Source organism: Priestia flexa, assembly GCF_021441905.1.
Classification (GTDB): domain Bacteria; phylum Bacillota; class Bacilli; order Bacillales; family Bacillaceae_H; genus Priestia; species Priestia flexa.
In genome coordinates this window covers 2,334,125-2,350,736 of record NZ_CP090431.1, presented here as the reverse complement: position 1 = coordinate 2,350,736, position 16,612 = coordinate 2,334,125, and the positions used below count along the sequence as shown (strand labels likewise).

Below are 16,612 nucleotides of genomic sequence, written 5' to 3'. Positions count from 1 at the left end.
TTGACATACCAAAAATGTGGGAGTAAGATAAGGTGAAACTTTAAGTAATAACTTATTTTTCCATTTAAAGTAAGTCACAAATAGATGAAATCGCTGAATCCTAATAGGAGCGGAGGAACCACTTTTGCACACTTTGTGCTCGGGGTGAATCCTTTATAGGTAGGGTTACTCTCATAACCCGAATCCGACAGCTAACTTCGCAAGCGTTTTGAGGGGGAGATGGAATGTGTAAAAAACACAGGAGCCTTCCTGTGTTTTTTTTGTGTGGAAATTAATCGTTACAATAAGTAAGATCATAAAAAAAGAGCACAATAAAACAAGAGAGAAACCGGAATAGGAAAGGAAAGTTTGAAATGAAAAAGCAATTTGCGGTGTTAGGATTAGGGCGTTTTGGCGGCAGCCTTGTAGAAGAATTCATCAATCTAGATGTGGATGTTCTAGCGATTGACCGCAATCAAGAAGTTGTCAATAAGTACACAAATACAGCCACTTATGCAGTGCAAGTAAACGGTGTGGATGAAGCAAGCCTTAAAAGCCTTGGAATTCGAAATGTTGATCATGCAATCGTATCATTTGGAGACGATATTGAAGCGAGTGTATTGGTAACAATGTTACTGAAAGATATGGGTGTGAAGCAGGTGTGGGTAAAAGCAGTAAATTCATACCATCAAAAAGTACTTGAAAAAATTGGAGCCGATAAGGTCATTCACCCTGAGCGAGATATGGCGAAACGAATTGCGCATCACGTAGTTTCTGAAAAGATTATTGATTACATTGAACTTTCAAAGGACTATAGCATTGTAGAAATAATGGCTTCAAAAAAGATTCATAATAAAACATTATTTGATTTAAACATCCGTTCCAAGTATGGGTGTAATATTATTGGTTTTCAACGTGGAAATGGTGAAATGGTAATTTCACCAACAGCCCATGAAATTATCCATGAAGGTGACATGCTCATTGTTATTGGACATAATCGGGATATTAATCGCTTTGAGGAAGAAGGCGTATAATCAATGAGTTTAGCCAGAAGTATTAAGCTAACGCCCCCCCAATTATTAACATCAATCTTTGGAGGGGGAATTATTATTGGCGCATTACTTTTAATGCTTCCATTTTCTACAACGGAACCAATCTCTTGGATAGACGCCTTGTTTACCTCTACTTCAGCTATGACGGTAACGGGATTAGCCGTTGTAGATACAGGAACGCGCTTTACGGTATTTGGTCAGACGATTATTATGCTTCTGATACAGGTAGGTGGATTAGGGATCATGTCATTTGCCGTGCTGATCTTTATTATGCTCGGTAAAAAAATCGGTTTTAAAGAACGAATGATGGTCCAGCAAGCTTTAAACCAAACTAATATTGGTGGCGTCATTCTTCTAGTAAAGCGCCTTTTTATCTTCTCTTTTGTCATTGAGTTGATTGCACTGATTTTTTTAGCCATTCGGTGGGTACCAGAGTTCGGCTGGGAAAAAGGGTTATTTTTTAGCTTGTTTCATTCAATATCAGCATTTAATAATGCTGGGTTTGGCCTTTTATCTGATAGCTTAGTGCAGTATGCAGGAGATCCACTCATTAATATTACGATTTCATTATTATTTATTATTGGGGGAATCGGATTTACGGTACTGGCGGATTTATGGGAGAAAAAGTCTTACAAAAAGCTTAGCCTACATTCAAAATTAATGATTATTGGAACATTTATCATTAATACTGTGGCGATGCTGTTTATTTTTTTCTTAGAGTATGGAAACGCCAAAACGTTGGGAAGCTTAAGTCTTGGTGACAAGATGTGGACATCGTATTTTCAAGCGGTTAGTACGAGGACCGCTGGATTTAACTCTATTGACATAGCTAACTTGACGGATTCAACAGCTTTTTTAATGATCATTTTAATGTTTATTGGGGCAGGGAGTGCGTCTACTGGTGGAGGAATAAAGTTAACAACGTTTATTGTGATAACATTTGCCGTCCTTTCATTTATTCGAGGACGTGAAGATATTGTCTTATTAAAGCGCAGGTTAAGTACTGTATATGTTGTAAAAGCACTAGCTATTTCTATGATCGCAATTATGTTTGTGTTCTTCGCTACGTTTGCAATAAATATAACGGAACCGAACACGCCTTTTTTAAAGCTGATGTTTGAAGTTGTATCAGCATTTGGAACAGTTGGCTTATCCATGGGAGTAACGCCAGAGCTATCATACGTTGGACGTGTTATTATTATTTTTATCATGTTTTTAGGTAAGATAGGTCCGTTAACTTTAGCATTTTCTTTAGCTAAATCAAAACGTGAAAAAATTCGTTATCCAAATGAAGATGTATTGATTGGATAATAAAGAGACCGCATTCTTTGTTTTCATAGATAAACAAAGGATACGGTCTTCGTTTTAATTAAAACATAATAGTAGCGCCTAAAATTGTGGCGATCATTAAAAAGAATGTAACCATTAAGATTCCTGGTAATTTTGATTGATTGCGCATCCACTCAATCCCTCCTTTTCAATTATAGTCATGTTAAAGTGCCTTCTACCTATATAACGTATAAGTAATCAATTTAGATTCATTTTTTTAAAAATTTTTAATGAAACCGAGAGCCTGTCCAGACTTATTACGCTTTTGCAGATATTGAGTTTTAGAATCGAAAAAAGATACGGTCATAAGGCAGATTGGCGTGTTACTGTTTAATAAAAAAGGTATTAGAATCCACGTTTGTCCATTGCAAAAACTCTTGTAGTGAATATAGTAAAATAGGAAGTCATTATGATTTCCTTTCACATCATAACGCCCTCTAATAAAGACCCGATGCATGACAATTCCCCCAACTGTCTGGTTCGATCGGTATATGACCATGCTATTTGTATGGTCTTTTTTTACATGTTAGATTAAAAGAAATAAAGTCATATATATAATAATTATAAAGAACTAAAGAAGGGTAGGTCTTTACTATTGTTTTTAAAATTAAAGAATGTTTAGAAAATTACTATAATATTATTTTGTGATAGTGATATAATAATATGAATATTTTAAAGATATTTTTTTGTACTTACTAGTAAAATATACTCTTTAATTGTAAAAAAAATACTTTTTAAATGCCCTTAGATTTGCTCTTGTCAGCTTTTCTATACAGCCTATTAACCTATAGCCAAAAAGTTGTAAAAATAGATAATTAAAGGTAATAAATCCAACTTTCACTGGTAAAGTTAATGGATTGTCTCTGCTGCTACTAAACTACTAAAACTAGCAGTGGAAAATACGAAAGGGGCAATGATATGAAAAAGTATAGTTGGTTAAAGGTTGTAACATCGTTAGCAATTACGGCAGGGGTGTTAATACCATCTACTGGAGGAGCTTATGCAGCAACTGAAGAAAAAGAACAAGTGATTGTAGGATTTAAAAGTAGCGTAAATGAAAAAAGTATTACAAAAGCAAACGGTAAAGTGAAAAAGAAAATGAAAGAATTACCGATTGCCGTCGCAGAAATGACTCCAAGTGAGGTTGAAAAGCTTGAAAAAGATCCAAATGTAGCTTATGTAGAAGAAGATATTCGTATATCAGTAGCAGCTGATACGCAAGACTGGGGAATCTCTAAAGTGAAGGCTCCTACAAGTTGGTCAACTGGTTTAAGTGGACAAGGTGTAAAAGTGGCGGTAGTTGATACTGGAGTTGCAACAAATCATCCTGACTTAAAAGTAGCTGGAGGAGCTTCATTTGTATCATATACATCTTCTTATAATGATGATAATGGACACGGTACGCACGTAGCAGGGATTATCGGTGCTGAAAACAACGGTACAGGTACGATTGGTGTTGCATATAACGCAGATATTTACGGTGTAAAAGTACTTGAAAGCAGCGGTTCTGGAAGCCTTTCTAGTATCATCGCTGGAATTGACTGGTCTGTAGCAAACGACATGGACATTATTAACTTAAGCTTAGGAACGTCTGTAGGATCTACAGCATTAAAATCGGCAGTTGATCGAGCTTATCAAAGTGGAGCAGTTGTAGTAGCTGCTGCTGGAAATTCTGGAAACTCTGCTGGAACAGGAGATACGGTAAATTACCCAGCGAAATATGATTCAGTTATTGCTGTGGGAGCTACGGATCGTTATGATCGCCGTGCTTCATTCTCATCAACTGGCCCTACTGTTGAAATAGCAGCTCCTGGTGCGGCTATTCTAAGCACATACTTAAACGGTCAATATTCAACGTTAAGCGGTACATCAATGGCTAGCCCTTATGCAGCTGGTATCCTAGCCTTATACAAACAGAAATACCCATCATATTCAAATGCACAGTTACGTCAACTGTTAATCAACAAATCAATTGATTTAGGACCAGCTGGTCGTGACACGCACTTCGGATACGGATTATCACAAGCTGGTACTTTCTAATTTAGATAAGAACAAAGCAGAGCCTTGGCTCTGCTTTGTTTATACCTTTTCAGATAGTGTATAAAGCTCATCGGATGATGTAGCAATTTTATCAATACGATTTGTCAATTCTGAAATAATGGAAGATATTTTGTCTAGTTCTTTTTTTGTTAGAACGCTCTGCTGTTTATTTTCTGTTGTGACAGTTAAAACATTTGTGAAAAACGTTGTGATGTTATTCATATTTACCGTTGTGTCTTTTGTTAACCCCGCCACTTCATCTCCAATCTCAGCTACGCTTTTTATTTGTTTTTGAATATCTTTGATGAAAGTTGAAATGTTTGCGATTGATTTTTTTGTTTCCTCCGCCAGTTTACGAACCTCCTGAGCAACCACGGCAAATCCTTTTCCATGTTCCCCTGCTCGAGCTGATTCGATTGAAGCGTTTAAAGCAAGTAAGTTTGTTTGTTCAGCAATGGATGTTACAATCGCTACAATTTGTGTAATTTGCTTTGATGTATCTTCTAACGTTTTCATGCGTTGCTGAATGAGAGAAGTATTTTGCTGGATGCCATCAAGCATTGCTTGCTCTTGTTCGAGCTTGGTTTGGCTTTCAATTGCATCTTTGGAAACAATCTCAGCTAACTCTGAGCTTTTATTCGCAAATGACACAACATCCGCCGTTTGGCTGCTTATTTGAGTAACAAACTGTGCTGTTTCCTCAGATAGGTTAGCTAATAGAGAAGAGGTACGACTAATCTCATCTTGAATAAGCTTTTTTTCTTGATATAAAAGTTGTCGTTGTTCTTCAAACGTTTCTTCATAGGCAGTTAACACAATTTGTTGTTCTAAATTAATGAGCGTTGTAATACTTTTAATAGTTTGAATGCAGGCTTCTTTTTCGTCTATCTCCTCATGGCACAGGGCAATTAATGCAATTTGTAAGTTCTGAAAAGCGCATAAATACCATTTCGGTTCAAGACCAATTTTTACATGCATTTTTGAAATCATTTTACGCTTTTGTACAAACTCATCATCTACTTTGCCGTTAAACATTTCTAATATATGTTTTTTAAGCGTGTTTTTTAAGCGGTCAATACTGCTATGCTTCTCAATGATGGTAACTAAGTGTTGCTGTTCTCCAATAGCTCGATAGAATTCGTTTACAATTGAAATAATATTTTCTTCAACTGCAGGCTGTAGCCTAACGATTCTTTTAAGGTCATCTAAGTTTAGACCAATCATTTTAATTTGTTGTTGAATTTCTAAACTAGATACTTGCATGCTTGCAGTCATTTCTTCAAGAGCAACTGCTTGTTCGGTATGTGTGTTTTTCCTAAACCAGTTCATAAAATCACCTATTATCCTTAAAGTTGTAAGCACATATATGGGTATATAACGGTCATGGACCCTTACTATATATTTCGGTTTGCTTGTTGAAAAGCTTGAGCGTTATTTTCAAAAATGTCATGAAAATGTGATGTGCTGTCATGGGATTGTTATGTTCTATTTATCTGATTGTGATGCGTGCATGATAAGGTGATACAGTGACCACTTTGATAGATAGTAGTGGGAAAAATAGGTGAAGGAGTATGTATAATGAGGAAATTGGTTGCGTCTATGTTAATGGGAGGAGCCGTATTGTCTACACCCGTCATTGGACAAGCCGCTTCAAACGACGAGCTATTAAAACAAGGAATGAAAAACGAAAGCATCTATGAAGTCAAAGATTCTTTAAAGCAAGAAGGATATTTAAAGGGTAAGGTTTCTACATACTTTAATTACGAAACAAAAGTAGCAGTTCAAGCTTTTCAGCAAGATCATAATCTAGTAGCTGATGGAATTGTTGGAACCAAAACATATAAAGAACTAGAAACAACAGAAGTTGAACAAGGAGCGTCTAGCTTTGACGAGTCTGCGGTCATTAGTAAGGCGAAATCTCTTATTGGCACGCCTTATAAATGGGCAGGTACAACACCTTCTGGCTTCGATTGCAGTGGCTTCTTACAATATGTATATAAGGAAAGTGTAGACGTAGAAGTTCCACGTACCGTGGCAGATATATATGCGGCAGGTGAAAGCGTGAAGGAACCAGCAGTGGGAGATATTGTTTATTTTGAAACATATAAAGAAGGCCCTTCTCATGCAGGGATTTATTTAGGTGATAATCAGTTTATTCACACTTCTACCTCAAAAGGTGTAACAATCAGTGATAAAAACTCGAGCTATTGGAGTGAACGTTATCTAGGTGCTAAAAAAGTAAAGTAATTTGAGAAAACAGTAGAGAATTCTACTGTTTTTTTGTTTTGAAAAAAGTTAAATCATTGTGCACTCTTTCTTTGTAAGAATGCGAGACAAGCGCATATTTATCAAAAAATGCGAAAAAAGTTCTATCACTTCCTCCTGACAGCTTGTATATATTGATAAAGTAATCGTTTGAGTGTTCTAGTAAAATTCAAATGATTGCATGACTAACAAGGAGGAAAAAAGATGTGGTGTTATAGCTATTACCGTCTCAAAAAGAAAATTAAGAGACTGTTATTTTCAAGAAGGTTTGGTACTTTCATTGAAAATAATACAAAAAAAGCAGTAGAAGAGGTTATTTATTCTCAGCGATTTCGAGACTACTTTATTCAGCTTGTAAGAGAAGCGGATGTTTCGCCTTTTAAAGAAATTGCGCTTCAATATTTAAATGAAGAAGTTGTCGTTTCAACAGTTGCGGGTCCTTTGCAAGGTACGGTTGCTGAAGTAGGCGATGATTATTTAAGGCTAACTGAAAGTGCCACTTCCAGCATTTTGTTACCATTTACCAGCATCATTACAATTCAAAAAGTTTAAAGAGAGGAGAGGAAAAGATGTTTCAAGACGCATTAAGAGAAAGCATTGGTTCATTTGTACAAATCATTACCCCAATTGATATTATTAGCGGTACATTAATTGCAGTATTTGAAGCTTCAATTGTTGTTCGTACATCAAGCTCATATGGAGAGCCTACTGATGTCACAATACCTTTTGCATCTGTCACATACATTCGTATTATTAGTGGAGATGAATAAAATGAACGTATCCGTTATCATTCCAGCATGTAATGAAGAAGAGTCATTGCAAAGTGTGATTCAGGCAATAAAAAAGATAGCACCTTTTGAAATCATTGTTGTTGTAAATGGGGCCACTGATAATACAGCTTTAATTGCAAAACAAGAAGGGTGTAAAGTGTTAACGTACGAAGAGAAGCTTGGGATTAACATTGGTCGAGCAATTGGAGCAAAAAAAGCAAAGGGGGATATCCTTGTATTTCTAGACGGAGATATCGTTGTACCCTTTGAAGAACTAAACCAGTATGTGCAAGCAATTAAAGATGGCCATGACCTTGCATTGAATGACTTGGAATGGACAATGAAGCGAAAAATTCGTCCTCACGTAGTGGCTGTCTCAAAATATATGCTTAATTTAAGCTTAAAAAGACCAGATTTAACAGTTCAAGCAGTTACCGCAATTCCACATGCTATAAAGCGCTCAGCAGCTGAAGAAATCGGCTTTGAGAATTTAGCGCATCCCCCATTAATGCAGACACTTGCTATTTTAAAAGGAATGTCTGTTGTATATCCTTGTTCCACAGATGTTATTTATACCAACCGTATTCGTAATACCCACAAGACGCTTGTTCCTAATTCTCCGTTTCCCTTTTCAACCGAATCAATTTTAGCTGATCATTTAAAAGCTTTTTCTCACTTAATTCATCAGAAAGGAGTAAGGGGAGGACTTACGGATGGAAATCGTAACCGTAAGATTGTATCAGAATATACACCCACTCTGCTGAAAAAAGAGAGATGTAAAACAAGTGCGATTATTCCAGTTGGAGAAGAAAGAGAAACGATTCATCTTGTTATTCAAGAAGTGCAAAAAGCAGGTGTTGAAGAAATTATTGTGGTAGCAAATGGGTCAGATGAAATAACGATTTCAAGAGCACGTGAAGCAGGCGCAACGGTACTTGTGTATCCAAATAGGCTTGGACATAATGTTCCAAGAGCAATTGGAGCAATGTATAGTTCAGGTGATATTTGCTTGTTTATTGACGGTGATATCGTTATTTCTGCTGAAAATCTTCAACATTTCATCCGTGCAGCTGAAAATGGAGTTGATGTTGCGCTCAATAATTTGGAGTGTTTATTAGATCAAGTCCATCCTCTACATTCTGTTAGTGCTGCAAAGTATTTTTTAAATGCTATTAGTAAGCGTCCAGATTTAACCATTAACACAACAACTGCAATTCCTCACGCAATAAAAAGAGAAGTAATAGAGAAAATCGGGTACGAATCGCTCATCATTCCTCCTTTATTTCATTTGAAAAGTTTGTTAGCAGGTTTTACGGTTAAGGCGATTCATTTTGTAGACGTAGCGCGCACCAATCGCATTCGAAAAGAGCACTTAAAGACAACAGGATTACCTCAATCAACGGAAAGGATTTTAGGAGACCATATTGAAGCAATTGCTTATCTACTCAATCAAACAACGGAAAGAGGTCTCTTTTTAAAAGATACAAGAAGACATGACATTTTGTCTGAGGTGATGCGTGATGAAAACTAAAAAAGTAGCAGTATTAGGACTTGGATACGTGGGATTACCCTTAGCATTATTGGTTGCTAAAAAAGGTTTTGATGTGATAGGTCTTGATGTTGATCGTAGCAAAGTGAACCTACTTCATCAAGGGAAAAGCTATATTCCAGATGTATCAAATGAGGAGATTAAAAGAGAAAAGAAATTTAAAGCTCAATGTTTACAAGACGGAATTGAAGAGTTTAAACAGTGTGAATATGTAATTGTGACGGTTCCAACACCAATTAACGATCAGCACGAACCAGACTTAACAGCAATGATTAAGGCTTCAGAGTTTTTGCAAAAGGAAATGGTTGCCGGACAAACAGTAATCTATGAGAGTTCAACTTATCCAGGTACGTTAGAAGAAATTGTTTTACCAATTCTTTTAAAATCAAAGCTACAAGTAGGAAGCGACTTTTATCTCGCTTATTCTCCTGAAAGAGTAGACCCAGCAAATACGCACTATCACATTGAGCAAATCCCTAAAGTGATTAGTGGATATACGGAAAGCTGCTTACAAAAAATTAGCGAATTTTATGGTAGCATCTTTCAAAAAGTAGTTCCTGTTTCGTCACCAAACGTGGCTGAAATGTGTAAACTATTTGAAAATATTCAACGGTTAGTTAATATTTCTCTTGTGAACGAAACAAATGTATTATGTGAACAGCTGAACATTGATTTTTATGAAGTACTTGAAGCAGCAGCAACGAAACCATTTGGATTTACTCCTTATTATCCCGGACCTGGAATTGGTGGGCACTGTATTCCTGTTGACCCACTTTACTTTGTATGGAAGCTCAAACAGGCTGGTTTAAAAAGTGAACTCATTCAAGCAGCTCATGAAATAAATGAACAAATGACTGAACATGTTGTGACACTCGTTGAAAAGCAGCTTGATAAGAATGAGAAAAATGTTTTGGTCATTGGCATCGCGTATAAACGGGATGTAAACGATGTACGGGAGTCACCAGCATTGCCTATATGCAACGAGCTAATTACAAGAGGGTATAATCTATCATATCATGATCCATATATCGACACTTTTACGCTAAATGGTTGCAACATTCAGTCTGTAGAGCTTACTAAACAAGCGGTGCAAACAGCCAATGTAGTCTTAATCTTAACCGACCATCAAAACATTGATTGGTCACTTGTGAAAACTGCCGCGAAAATAGTGGATACAAGGGGAGTATTAAGGCGTTAAAAAGGAGGGCGTAATGTGAAGAAGCTTTCAATCATTCTAATTGTTCAAAATGATGAAGCGACAATCAGGCAAGTCATTCGCAGTACTCGCTGTTTAAATCCTCATGAAGTGATTGTCTTAGCCAAGCAGTCAATGGATGGATCGGTTTTAATTGCAAAAGAAGAAGGCTGTATTGTGAAAATAGAGAATGGTGAAGAAACAGCACATGAATTGCGAATGAAAATAACTCGCATGTGTAAGGGAGACGCCTTTTTATATTTAGACAGCGATTATATGATCTCAGAGAAACAAGTAAAACAATTTGTTCAACCACTTTTATTTAGTCATTGTGATGTGGTTTTAAACAAATGGGATGAAGCATTTCAGCATGATTTTGGAAGGTTTGAAGTCATGTGGAGCAGGGTTCTACATGATATGTGTAATAAACCTCATTATACCAATGCTTATCTTTCTCCACCATATGCATTTACTAAGGAAGTATATAGTCAATTATCCTCTGCTGCTTGTACAAATCCTCTCGCTTTATTTGTTGAACTACAAACGAACTCCTTCCGAACAAGCCATCACCTTTCCATTACAACTTTTGGAGAAGGGAAGTTTGCTCCTGGTGCTTTTGAAAACAAACGAGCTGAATATAAAGAAAGATATAAGGAGCTCTTGGACAATTATATAGCTAAAACAGAAGCTGTTTCAAAAGCTATGAACAGAACGGATGCTTATCAGCCGTATGAAAACATTAGCAAAGGGTGGGGAAAACTTTCCTCTTTTTATAAAGGAAAGCAGCTATCAGTTGTCATACCAGTAAAAAATGAAGCGAAAACGCTACAAGAAGTGATCAAAGAGGTTCGGAAGCTTGAGCCTCTTGAAGTTATAGTTATTGTGAACGGCTCTACGGATGAGTCAGAACAAATTGCCAAAAATATGGGAGCGAAAACAATTGTTTATAAGAATGCGTTAGGGCATGATGTAGGTCGAACGATAGGTGCCGAGGTTGCAAAGGGAGACATTATTTTATTTGTAGATGGAGATTTTAGTATTAAGGCTTATGATTTATACCCCTTTGCAAGAGCAATAGCAGATGGCTTAGATGTGGCTTTAAATAAAAGTGAAGATGAAAAAAGCTTATCTCATAGTGTGCAGGCTTGGAAATTTCTATTAAATGAAATGAACGACAGAGGAGATTTATGGATGAGCTCGCTAACTGCAGTTCCGCATGCGATTAGCAAACAAGCGATAAATAAGATTGGTGCTCACATTCTCTCTAGTCCTCCTATGGCGATGTTGAAGTGCTTTCAAAATCAATTAAGCATAGCTTCTGTTCATGACGTTAACGTAAATAAACAGAATCGTTTTCGATTTCATGAGTATCTTCCAACAAATGTAATTAACTCAACGGCAGAGCTTATTATTAAAGAGTATATGAGAGCTTTTTATTTAAGCTGATAGCAAAAATAAACCTACTTACTAACAAAATGTAAGTGGTTTATTTTTTGTTACATAATTATAATATAAAAATAACTTGTAATTATATATATATTGCTACTAAAATAGTGATATAGGATACATAAAAGGAGGAACTAACATGAAGAGTTATACAATTGGTACATTCTTTATACGTGTTGTATTAGGGTTAACATTTTTTATTCATGGCCTAAGTAAATTTCAAGGCGGAATTGACGGAACTGTAGGTTTTTTTGAAAGCATTGGTATCCCTGGTTTCATGGCTTATGTAGTAGCAATTATAGAACTAATTGGTGGAGTTGCTGTTATTGTTGGACTAGGCACACGAATTGTTGCAGCATTGTTTGTTTTTGTTATGCTAGGAGCTATTTTTACAGCAAAACTGGGAGCGCCATTTGTGGGAGGATATGAGTTAGATATTGCACTTCTAGCTATGTCTTTACATCTTGTCTTTGCAGGAAGTGGAGCATTATCTTTGGATCAGCTCTTGAGGAAAGATGAAAGCTACTTGTAAAAGAAGGGGCGCAGTTCAAGGTTGTGCTTCTTTACTATAAGAAAACGTTAATCGTTTTCAATTTAACATGGTAATATTTTTATCACTAAATGGTATTGAAAATTCGTGAAAAAAGAGTAGAATGTAGGAATATCCTTTTTAAAAAAGGGTATAGAGAAAAGCAGGCGCTTAACCGGGATGAACAGCGTATATTTCAAAGTAGAAAAGGAGATGTTCATATGCCAATCATTCTAAAAGATGTTGTAGTGGGGTTTTTCTCAATGGCCGCTGCAGGTCTATTCGCTTTTCAAGGAATCGAAGTTGTGTCAGCAGTTGTAGACCTAGTACAATCTTGGAAACAAAACTAACATTCAATTATAAGAGAAAGAGACTGAGACATAAGTAGTTTAGCCTCTACTATACCTGAACGATTGAGAGTTCATAACTTTTAATCGTTCAGGTTTTTTTGGTTGATTGTGAAAACAATGTTGGAAACAGGGTGGAAAGCGAGTGACCGTAGCGCAATGGAACGAATGTGTTGAGACAAACCAAAGAGATGGGAACAGCTAGTGTTCGTTTTTTAGAAGCAATCATTTTGTTATGTCCCAAACTCTTTTTTTATCTCTTCTGAATGCAAAATAAGTAAATACATATAGTAGGAGGAAATGAACGGTTCATATGCTGTATACTATTAGTAGATAAAATTCCATGAAAATTGTACAAGGTACAACAGGGGGGAAAAGTGATGAACTATGGAAAGTGGATGATTTTAGGGATAGTTAGTACAAGTATTGTACTTACGGGATGTGGAAAAGAGAAAAGTAGCAGTGAGCATGAATCTCATTCACATCATGAAATTGAAACGACAGCGGACATTCGTGAAGAAACAAAAAGCAATGAAATTTTACCAACGTTTTTAGATGATAAAGACGAGAATATGAAGGTTGTATATCGCTCAGTTGGTAAGCATAAAGAGCTTCTTGAAAAGATTCCATGCTACTGTGGCTGTGGTGATACAGTAGGGCATACAAGTAGCTATGATTGTTTTATTTATGAAAACAAAGTAGGTGGAGCTGTTGTATGGGATGATCATGCAACAAGGTGTGGGATATGCTTAGACATTGCTGCGCAGTCGGTAATCGAATACAGTCAAGGTAAAAGTATAAAGCAAATTCGAAATGATATTGATGAAAAGTATAAAAAAGGATACGGAAAACCTACTCCAACTCCTAAGATATAGCAATGCCTGGAATGGAATGTTAAGTATAAAATTCCTTCCAGGCATTTTATTTTTTGATAAAAATAAAATGTGTTATAATTAGAATAGTTAGAAAGTTTGAGTGGGAGAGGAGAGGTAATAATGCAAACCCCAGAAAGTTTAGAAGGGCCAGAATATAAGTCGATGTTAATAGAAGAAGCGGTAAATCAAAAGTTGTATGATGAACAGAAAACCTATAATCTGTTAGGAAGAGTAATTTTAATTAGTTCATTATTACTTGTGTTCTTTGTATTATGGGGAGTGTTTAGTTTCTTTACAACGTAAAACGCTGCATGGAAGGCGAGCATCCACACAGCGTTTTTTTATTTTACTTCTTCAACTGATTGTTCTAATTCATTAACTTCAGTTTCGATATTTTCAAGCTCTTGTTTTATTTGGCTTTCTGCTTCTAGCGTAGGCACTTCTCCAATTGTTTCTTCCTCAACCTCTGTGCGTTCAGTAGTAGCGGCAGCTTCAAGTTCTTCAGTCGATGGACGAAGTGATTTTACTTTGTTTACAACTTGAACAGACTGTTCTGATACCACTTGTGAAATGCGTGCAGTGCGTTGCTTTAAGTCTTGTCCTTTTGCATAGACGCTTTCTTTGACTTGACCAGTTTTTGCTAATGCTTGATTTGCTTGATCTTGAATGCTAGCGCGGAGCTCTTTTCCTGACTTTGGAGCTACTAGCAGTGCAGTTGCAACCCCGACAACGCTTCCTACAATGGTACCTACTAAAAGCTCTTTACTACCTCTGTTTACAACTTGTTTTACATTTTCTTCTTTCATGACATATACCTCCTCTTATAATATGTAATCATATGAAGGACCTACCATTTTGTTGAATACTTCCTGTAAAACATATTGCGTTAGTTAAAAAAATCTGCCGCTTGCCGTCGGATGCTCGTACAGGTTGATGAATTTTGATTGTTATATAATATTCAACCATCCTTCCAAGAACCCTTCTTTTTTGACATAAAAATTGTAAAAAAACTTATCTTTAAAATACGACACAATAAAACGACAAGATCCGTTTTGGATTCGTTGGATTTTTAAAAGAAAGTTTTATATGATAGAGTGTGAAACAAAATGCTTGTTGAATGTGTTGGAGGGATTTATACATATGTCTACATCAAAATATCGAACAATTTTTGAAGCGAAGCCCGGCGAACTTGAAGAACTAAAAAATAAAGCGAAGCAGGATAGCTGGCAACCTATTTATCATATCTATCCTGAATATGGCTTAATGAATGACCCAAATGGTTTAATCCAACTTAATGGAGAATATCATGTTTTCTATCAGTGGTATCCTTACGGAGCAATTCATGGTATGAAGCATTGGGCACATGTGAAATCAAAAGATTTAGTAAACTGGGAGAGACTTCCTGTAGCGATTGCGCCGACAGAAAAGTATGAGTCACATGGGGCATATTCTGGAGGTGCCGTTGTGAAAGATGGAAAAGGGCTCCTTTATTATACGGGAAATGTAAAGTATGAAGATGGATCTCGTACAGCAAATCAATGCATGGCCATCTTACATGAAGATGGTACCGTAGAAAAGTATAGTCAGAATCCTGTAGTAGAAGGCGTGCCAGTTGGTTATACCGGACATGTTCGTGATCCAAAGGTATGGAAAGAAAACGACATGTACTACATGCTTCTAGGAGCACAGCGCGAAAACGAAACGGGAACGTTAATTGTATATGAATCAACTGATGCGCTCGATTGGCGTTTTAAAGGTGAAGTAAAAACGAAGCTGCCGGATTTTGGCTATATGTGGGAGTGTCCTGATTACTTTAAATTAGATGGAAAAGACGTTTTTGTGTTTTCACCGCAAGGCATTCAGGCAGAAGGTCATAATTTTCATAATATCTATAATGTTATTTATGCAGTAGGCACATTTAATCTAGATGATCTAACGTTTGACATGGAATACTATCGTGAAATCGATAAGGGTTTTGATTTTTATGCTCCCCAAACGTTTGAAGACGAACAGGGAAGACGTTTAATGTTTTCGTGGATTGGAAATCCAGACGTCGAGTATCCATCTGATCAATATGGTTGGGCTCACGCTTTAACTCTTCCGCGTGAGCTGTCATTAGAAGGAACAGAATTAGTGCAAAAGCCTGTTTCTGAACTAACAAAGCTTCGCGATGATGCAGTTCATTTTCGCGGGCGTTTAACAGACGAAGAAGTTATTATTGATGAAGCTACTAACAATGCCTATGAGATAGATATGAGCTTTACGAATATTGAAGCTTCTCAAGTAGGCTTTCAGCTTTTTAACAGCAAGGAAGAAACACTAACGCTTGTTTTTGATCATGAAAAAGAAGAAGTGCGAGTAGATCGTTCTCATTTCAAACATCAATATGCTACAGATTACGGAGTTGTAAGAACGGAAAAATGGGAATCAGCTTCTTGTGTTGATGTTCGTATTTTCGTTGATAAAAGCATTCTAGAAGTATATATTAACGGCGGAAAAACAGTATTTACTTCACGCATATTCCCACAAAAAGATTCGAAGTCAGCTGTTACGGTATTTGCAAAAGGCGAAGCAAATTATCAAATTGCCTACTATGGGTTATCGCGTGGAATCTAGAAGCGGTAAGAAAGGTCAAGACTTGTTCTTGGCCTTTTGATTTTGAATATAACAAATTTGATACATTATGTTGTGGAAAGCTAAGAAATCAAATTCTTAGCTTTTTTATCTTTGTACTTGTTTTTTAAAATTAAATTGTGTACAATTAAATCAATGAAAATACAAAAGGAGAAATGAATTAATGAAAACTTTATATGAAACAACGGTTATTAATACAGGTGGAAGAAGTGGTGAAGTACATTCGCCAGATAATATTTTTAACTTAGAAATTGCTGCACCATCATCACTAGGAGGTAATGCCACAACCGAAACAAATCCAGAGCAATTATTTGCGGCTGGCTACAGCACATGTTTTAATAGTGCTTTAGAATTCATGTTGAAAAGACACAGCGTTGAGATTGAAAGCAGTAAGGTCACCGCTACTGTACGTCTTGGTACAGATGCTAAAGATCAAGGAGTTAAATTAGAAGTGGATTTAACGGTTCATGTGGAAGGATTAGATTTAGACATTACGAAGAAATATGTAGAAATGGCCCATTCCTATTGCCCTTATTCAAAAGCAATTAGCGGTAATGTTGATGTGAAAATTGACGTTGTTTAATTAAGCGAGCTCCCATGAA

17 protein-coding genes and 1 riboswitch are annotated in these 16,612 nt (G+C 36.4%); of the genes, 15 read left to right on the top strand and 2 right to left on the bottom strand.

All coding sequences use genetic code 11. From position 1 onward, the window contains the following. The first annotated feature begins 81 nt into the window (after window positions 1–81). Window positions 82–221: riboswitch (cyclic di-AMP (ydaO/yuaA leader) on the top strand. 132 nt (window positions 222–353) lie between these two features. From LZP85_RS12155 to LZP85_RS12145, 3 genes are all read left to right on the top strand, one after another. After that, window positions 354–1,013, top strand: coding sequence for a potassium channel family protein (locus LZP85_RS12155; RefSeq protein ID WP_025910811.1), 660 nt, complete (start codon window positions 354–356; stop codon window positions 1,011–1,013). Between the two features lie 3 nt (window positions 1,014–1,016). After that, window positions 1,017–2,342, top strand: a complete 1,326-nt coding sequence (locus LZP85_RS12150) for a TrkH family potassium uptake protein (protein WP_234561734.1) — start codon at window positions 1,017–1,019, stop codon at window positions 2,340–2,342. A gap of 936 nt (window positions 2,343–3,278) precedes the next feature. After that, a complete protein-coding gene (locus tag LZP85_RS12145) occupies window positions 3,279–4,400 on the top strand; it encodes a S8 family peptidase (protein WP_025910817.1) in 1,122 nt (373 codons plus the stop codon). A gap of 39 nt (window positions 4,401–4,439) precedes the next feature. Here the strand turns inward: LZP85_RS12145 and LZP85_RS12140 are convergent, their stop codons facing one another. Then, entirely contained in the window at window positions 4,440–5,729 is a 1,290-nt protein-coding gene (locus tag LZP85_RS12140; RefSeq protein ID WP_119543131.1) for a globin-coupled sensor protein, read from the bottom strand. Window positions 5,730–5,978: 249 nt separating this feature from the next. Between LZP85_RS12140 and LZP85_RS12135 the strand changes: the two genes are divergently transcribed. The 10 genes from LZP85_RS12135 (at window position 5,979) to LZP85_RS12095 (ending at window position 13,679) form a co-directional block, all read left to right on the top strand. Further along, complete coding sequence (locus LZP85_RS12135; RefSeq protein ID WP_119543132.1) at window positions 5,979–6,647, top strand: C40 family peptidase; 669 nt, start codon at window positions 5,979–5,981, stop codon at window positions 6,645–6,647. A gap of 222 nt (window positions 6,648–6,869) precedes the next feature. Further along, window positions 6,870–7,217: a DUF2642 domain-containing protein gene (locus LZP85_RS12130; protein WP_076512772.1), complete on the top strand. Its 348-nt coding sequence runs from the start codon at window positions 6,870–6,872 to the stop codon at window positions 7,215–7,217. A gap of 17 nt (window positions 7,218–7,234) precedes the next feature. Continuing rightward, a complete protein-coding gene (locus LZP85_RS12125; RefSeq protein ID WP_025910826.1) occupies window positions 7,235–7,435 on the top strand; it encodes a hypothetical protein in 201 nt (66 codons plus the stop codon). A gap of 1 nt (window position 7,436) precedes the next feature. Next, window positions 7,437–8,966, top strand: coding sequence for a glycosyltransferase family 2 protein (locus LZP85_RS12120; protein ID WP_119543133.1), 1,530 nt, complete (start codon window positions 7,437–7,439; stop codon window positions 8,964–8,966). Next, window positions 8,953–10,182 carry a nucleotide sugar dehydrogenase gene (locus tag LZP85_RS12115; protein WP_176031344.1) on the top strand — a complete coding sequence of 410 codons (1,230 nt, stop codon included), beginning with the start codon at window positions 8,953–8,955 and terminating at the stop codon, window positions 10,180–10,182. The genes LZP85_RS12120 and LZP85_RS12115 overlap by 14 nt, the downstream gene beginning before the upstream one ends. Window positions 10,183–10,197: 15 nt before the next feature. After that, complete coding sequence (locus tag LZP85_RS12110) at window positions 10,198–11,625, top strand: glycosyltransferase family 2 protein (RefSeq protein WP_025910829.1); 1,428 nt, start codon at window positions 10,198–10,200, stop codon at window positions 11,623–11,625. 139 nt (window positions 11,626–11,764) lie between these two features. Next, window positions 11,765–12,157 (top strand): DoxX family protein, encoded by a 393-nt coding sequence (locus tag LZP85_RS12105; RefSeq protein WP_025910831.1) that lies wholly within the window; start codon window positions 11,765–11,767, stop codon window positions 12,155–12,157. A 218-nt stretch (window positions 12,158–12,375) separates the two neighbouring features. Beyond that, window positions 12,376–12,504 carry a hypothetical protein gene (locus LZP85_RS20785; protein WP_257788897.1) on the top strand — a complete coding sequence of 43 codons (129 nt, stop codon included), beginning with the start codon at window positions 12,376–12,378 and terminating at the stop codon, window positions 12,502–12,504. A 377-nt stretch (window positions 12,505–12,881) separates the two neighbouring features. Next, complete coding sequence (locus LZP85_RS12100; RefSeq protein ID WP_076512777.1) at window positions 12,882–13,376, top strand: PCYCGC motif-containing (lipo)protein; 495 nt, start codon at window positions 12,882–12,884, stop codon at window positions 13,374–13,376. A gap of 120 nt (window positions 13,377–13,496) precedes the next feature. Continuing rightward, window positions 13,497–13,679: a hypothetical protein gene (locus tag LZP85_RS12095; RefSeq protein ID WP_025910834.1), complete on the top strand. Its 183-nt coding sequence runs from the start codon at window positions 13,497–13,499 to the stop codon at window positions 13,677–13,679. 38 nt (window positions 13,680–13,717) lie between these two features. Here LZP85_RS12095 and LZP85_RS12090 read toward each other — a convergent pair whose 3' ends face one another. Further along, on the bottom strand, window positions 13,718–14,182 hold the full coding sequence (locus LZP85_RS12090) for a YtxH domain-containing protein (protein ID WP_025910835.1): 465 nt from the start codon (window positions 14,180–14,182) through the stop codon (window positions 13,718–13,720). 334 nt (window positions 14,183–14,516) lie between these two features. Between LZP85_RS12090 and LZP85_RS12085 the strand changes: the two genes are divergently transcribed. Next, window positions 14,517–15,992, top strand: coding sequence for a glycoside hydrolase family 32 protein (locus LZP85_RS12085; RefSeq protein WP_025910837.1), 1,476 nt, complete (start codon window positions 14,517–14,519; stop codon window positions 15,990–15,992). Window positions 15,993–16,173: 181 nt separating this feature from the next. Continuing rightward, window positions 16,174–16,593: an organic hydroperoxide resistance protein gene (locus tag LZP85_RS12080; RefSeq protein ID WP_119543134.1), complete on the top strand. Its 420-nt coding sequence runs from the start codon at window positions 16,174–16,176 to the stop codon at window positions 16,591–16,593. Window positions 16,594–16,612: the final 19 nt, after the last annotated feature.

Bases quoted from the DNA above. Each gene is read 5' to 3' on its own strand.
- LZP85_RS12080 (WP_119543134.1), top strand. From the start codon at position 16,174: ATGAAAACTTTATATGAAACAACGGTTATTAATACAGGTGGAAGAAGT.
- LZP85_RS12100 (WP_076512777.1), top strand. From the start codon at position 12,882: ATGAACTATGGAAAGTGGATGATTTTAGGGATAGTTAGTACAAGTATT.
- LZP85_RS12150 (WP_234561734.1), top strand. From the start codon at position 1,017: ATGAGTTTAGCCAGAAGTATTAAGCTAACGCCCCCCCAATTATTAACA.
- LZP85_RS20785 (WP_257788897.1), top strand. From the start codon at position 12,376: ATGCCAATCATTCTAAAAGATGTTGTAGTGGGGTTTTTCTCAATGGCC.
- LZP85_RS12145 (WP_025910817.1), top strand. From the start codon at position 3,279: ATGAAAAAGTATAGTTGGTTAAAGGTTGTAACATCGTTAGCAATTACG.
- LZP85_RS12120 (WP_119543133.1), top strand. From the start codon at position 7,437: ATGAACGTATCCGTTATCATTCCAGCATGTAATGAAGAAGAGTCATTG.
- LZP85_RS12155 (WP_025910811.1), top strand. From the start codon at position 354: ATGAAAAAGCAATTTGCGGTGTTAGGATTAGGGCGTTTTGGCGGCAGC.
- LZP85_RS12095 (WP_025910834.1), top strand. From the start codon at position 13,497: ATGCAAACCCCAGAAAGTTTAGAAGGGCCAGAATATAAGTCGATGTTA.
- LZP85_RS12135 (WP_119543132.1), top strand. From the start codon at position 5,979: ATGAGGAAATTGGTTGCGTCTATGTTAATGGGAGGAGCCGTATTGTCT.
- LZP85_RS12130 (WP_076512772.1), top strand. From the start codon at position 6,870: ATGTGGTGTTATAGCTATTACCGTCTCAAAAAGAAAATTAAGAGACTG.
- LZP85_RS12085 (WP_025910837.1), top strand. From the start codon at position 14,517: ATGTCTACATCAAAATATCGAACAATTTTTGAAGCGAAGCCCGGCGAA.
- LZP85_RS12090 (WP_025910835.1), bottom strand. From the start codon at position 14,182: ATGAAAGAAGAAAATGTAAAACAAGTTGTAAACAGAGGTAGTAAAGAG.
- LZP85_RS12105 (WP_025910831.1), top strand. From the start codon at position 11,765: ATGAAGAGTTATACAATTGGTACATTCTTTATACGTGTTGTATTAGGG.
- LZP85_RS12140 (WP_119543131.1), bottom strand. From the start codon at position 5,729: ATGAACTGGTTTAGGAAAAACACACATACCGAACAAGCAGTTGCTCTT.
- LZP85_RS12125 (WP_025910826.1), top strand. From the start codon at position 7,235: ATGTTTCAAGACGCATTAAGAGAAAGCATTGGTTCATTTGTACAAATC.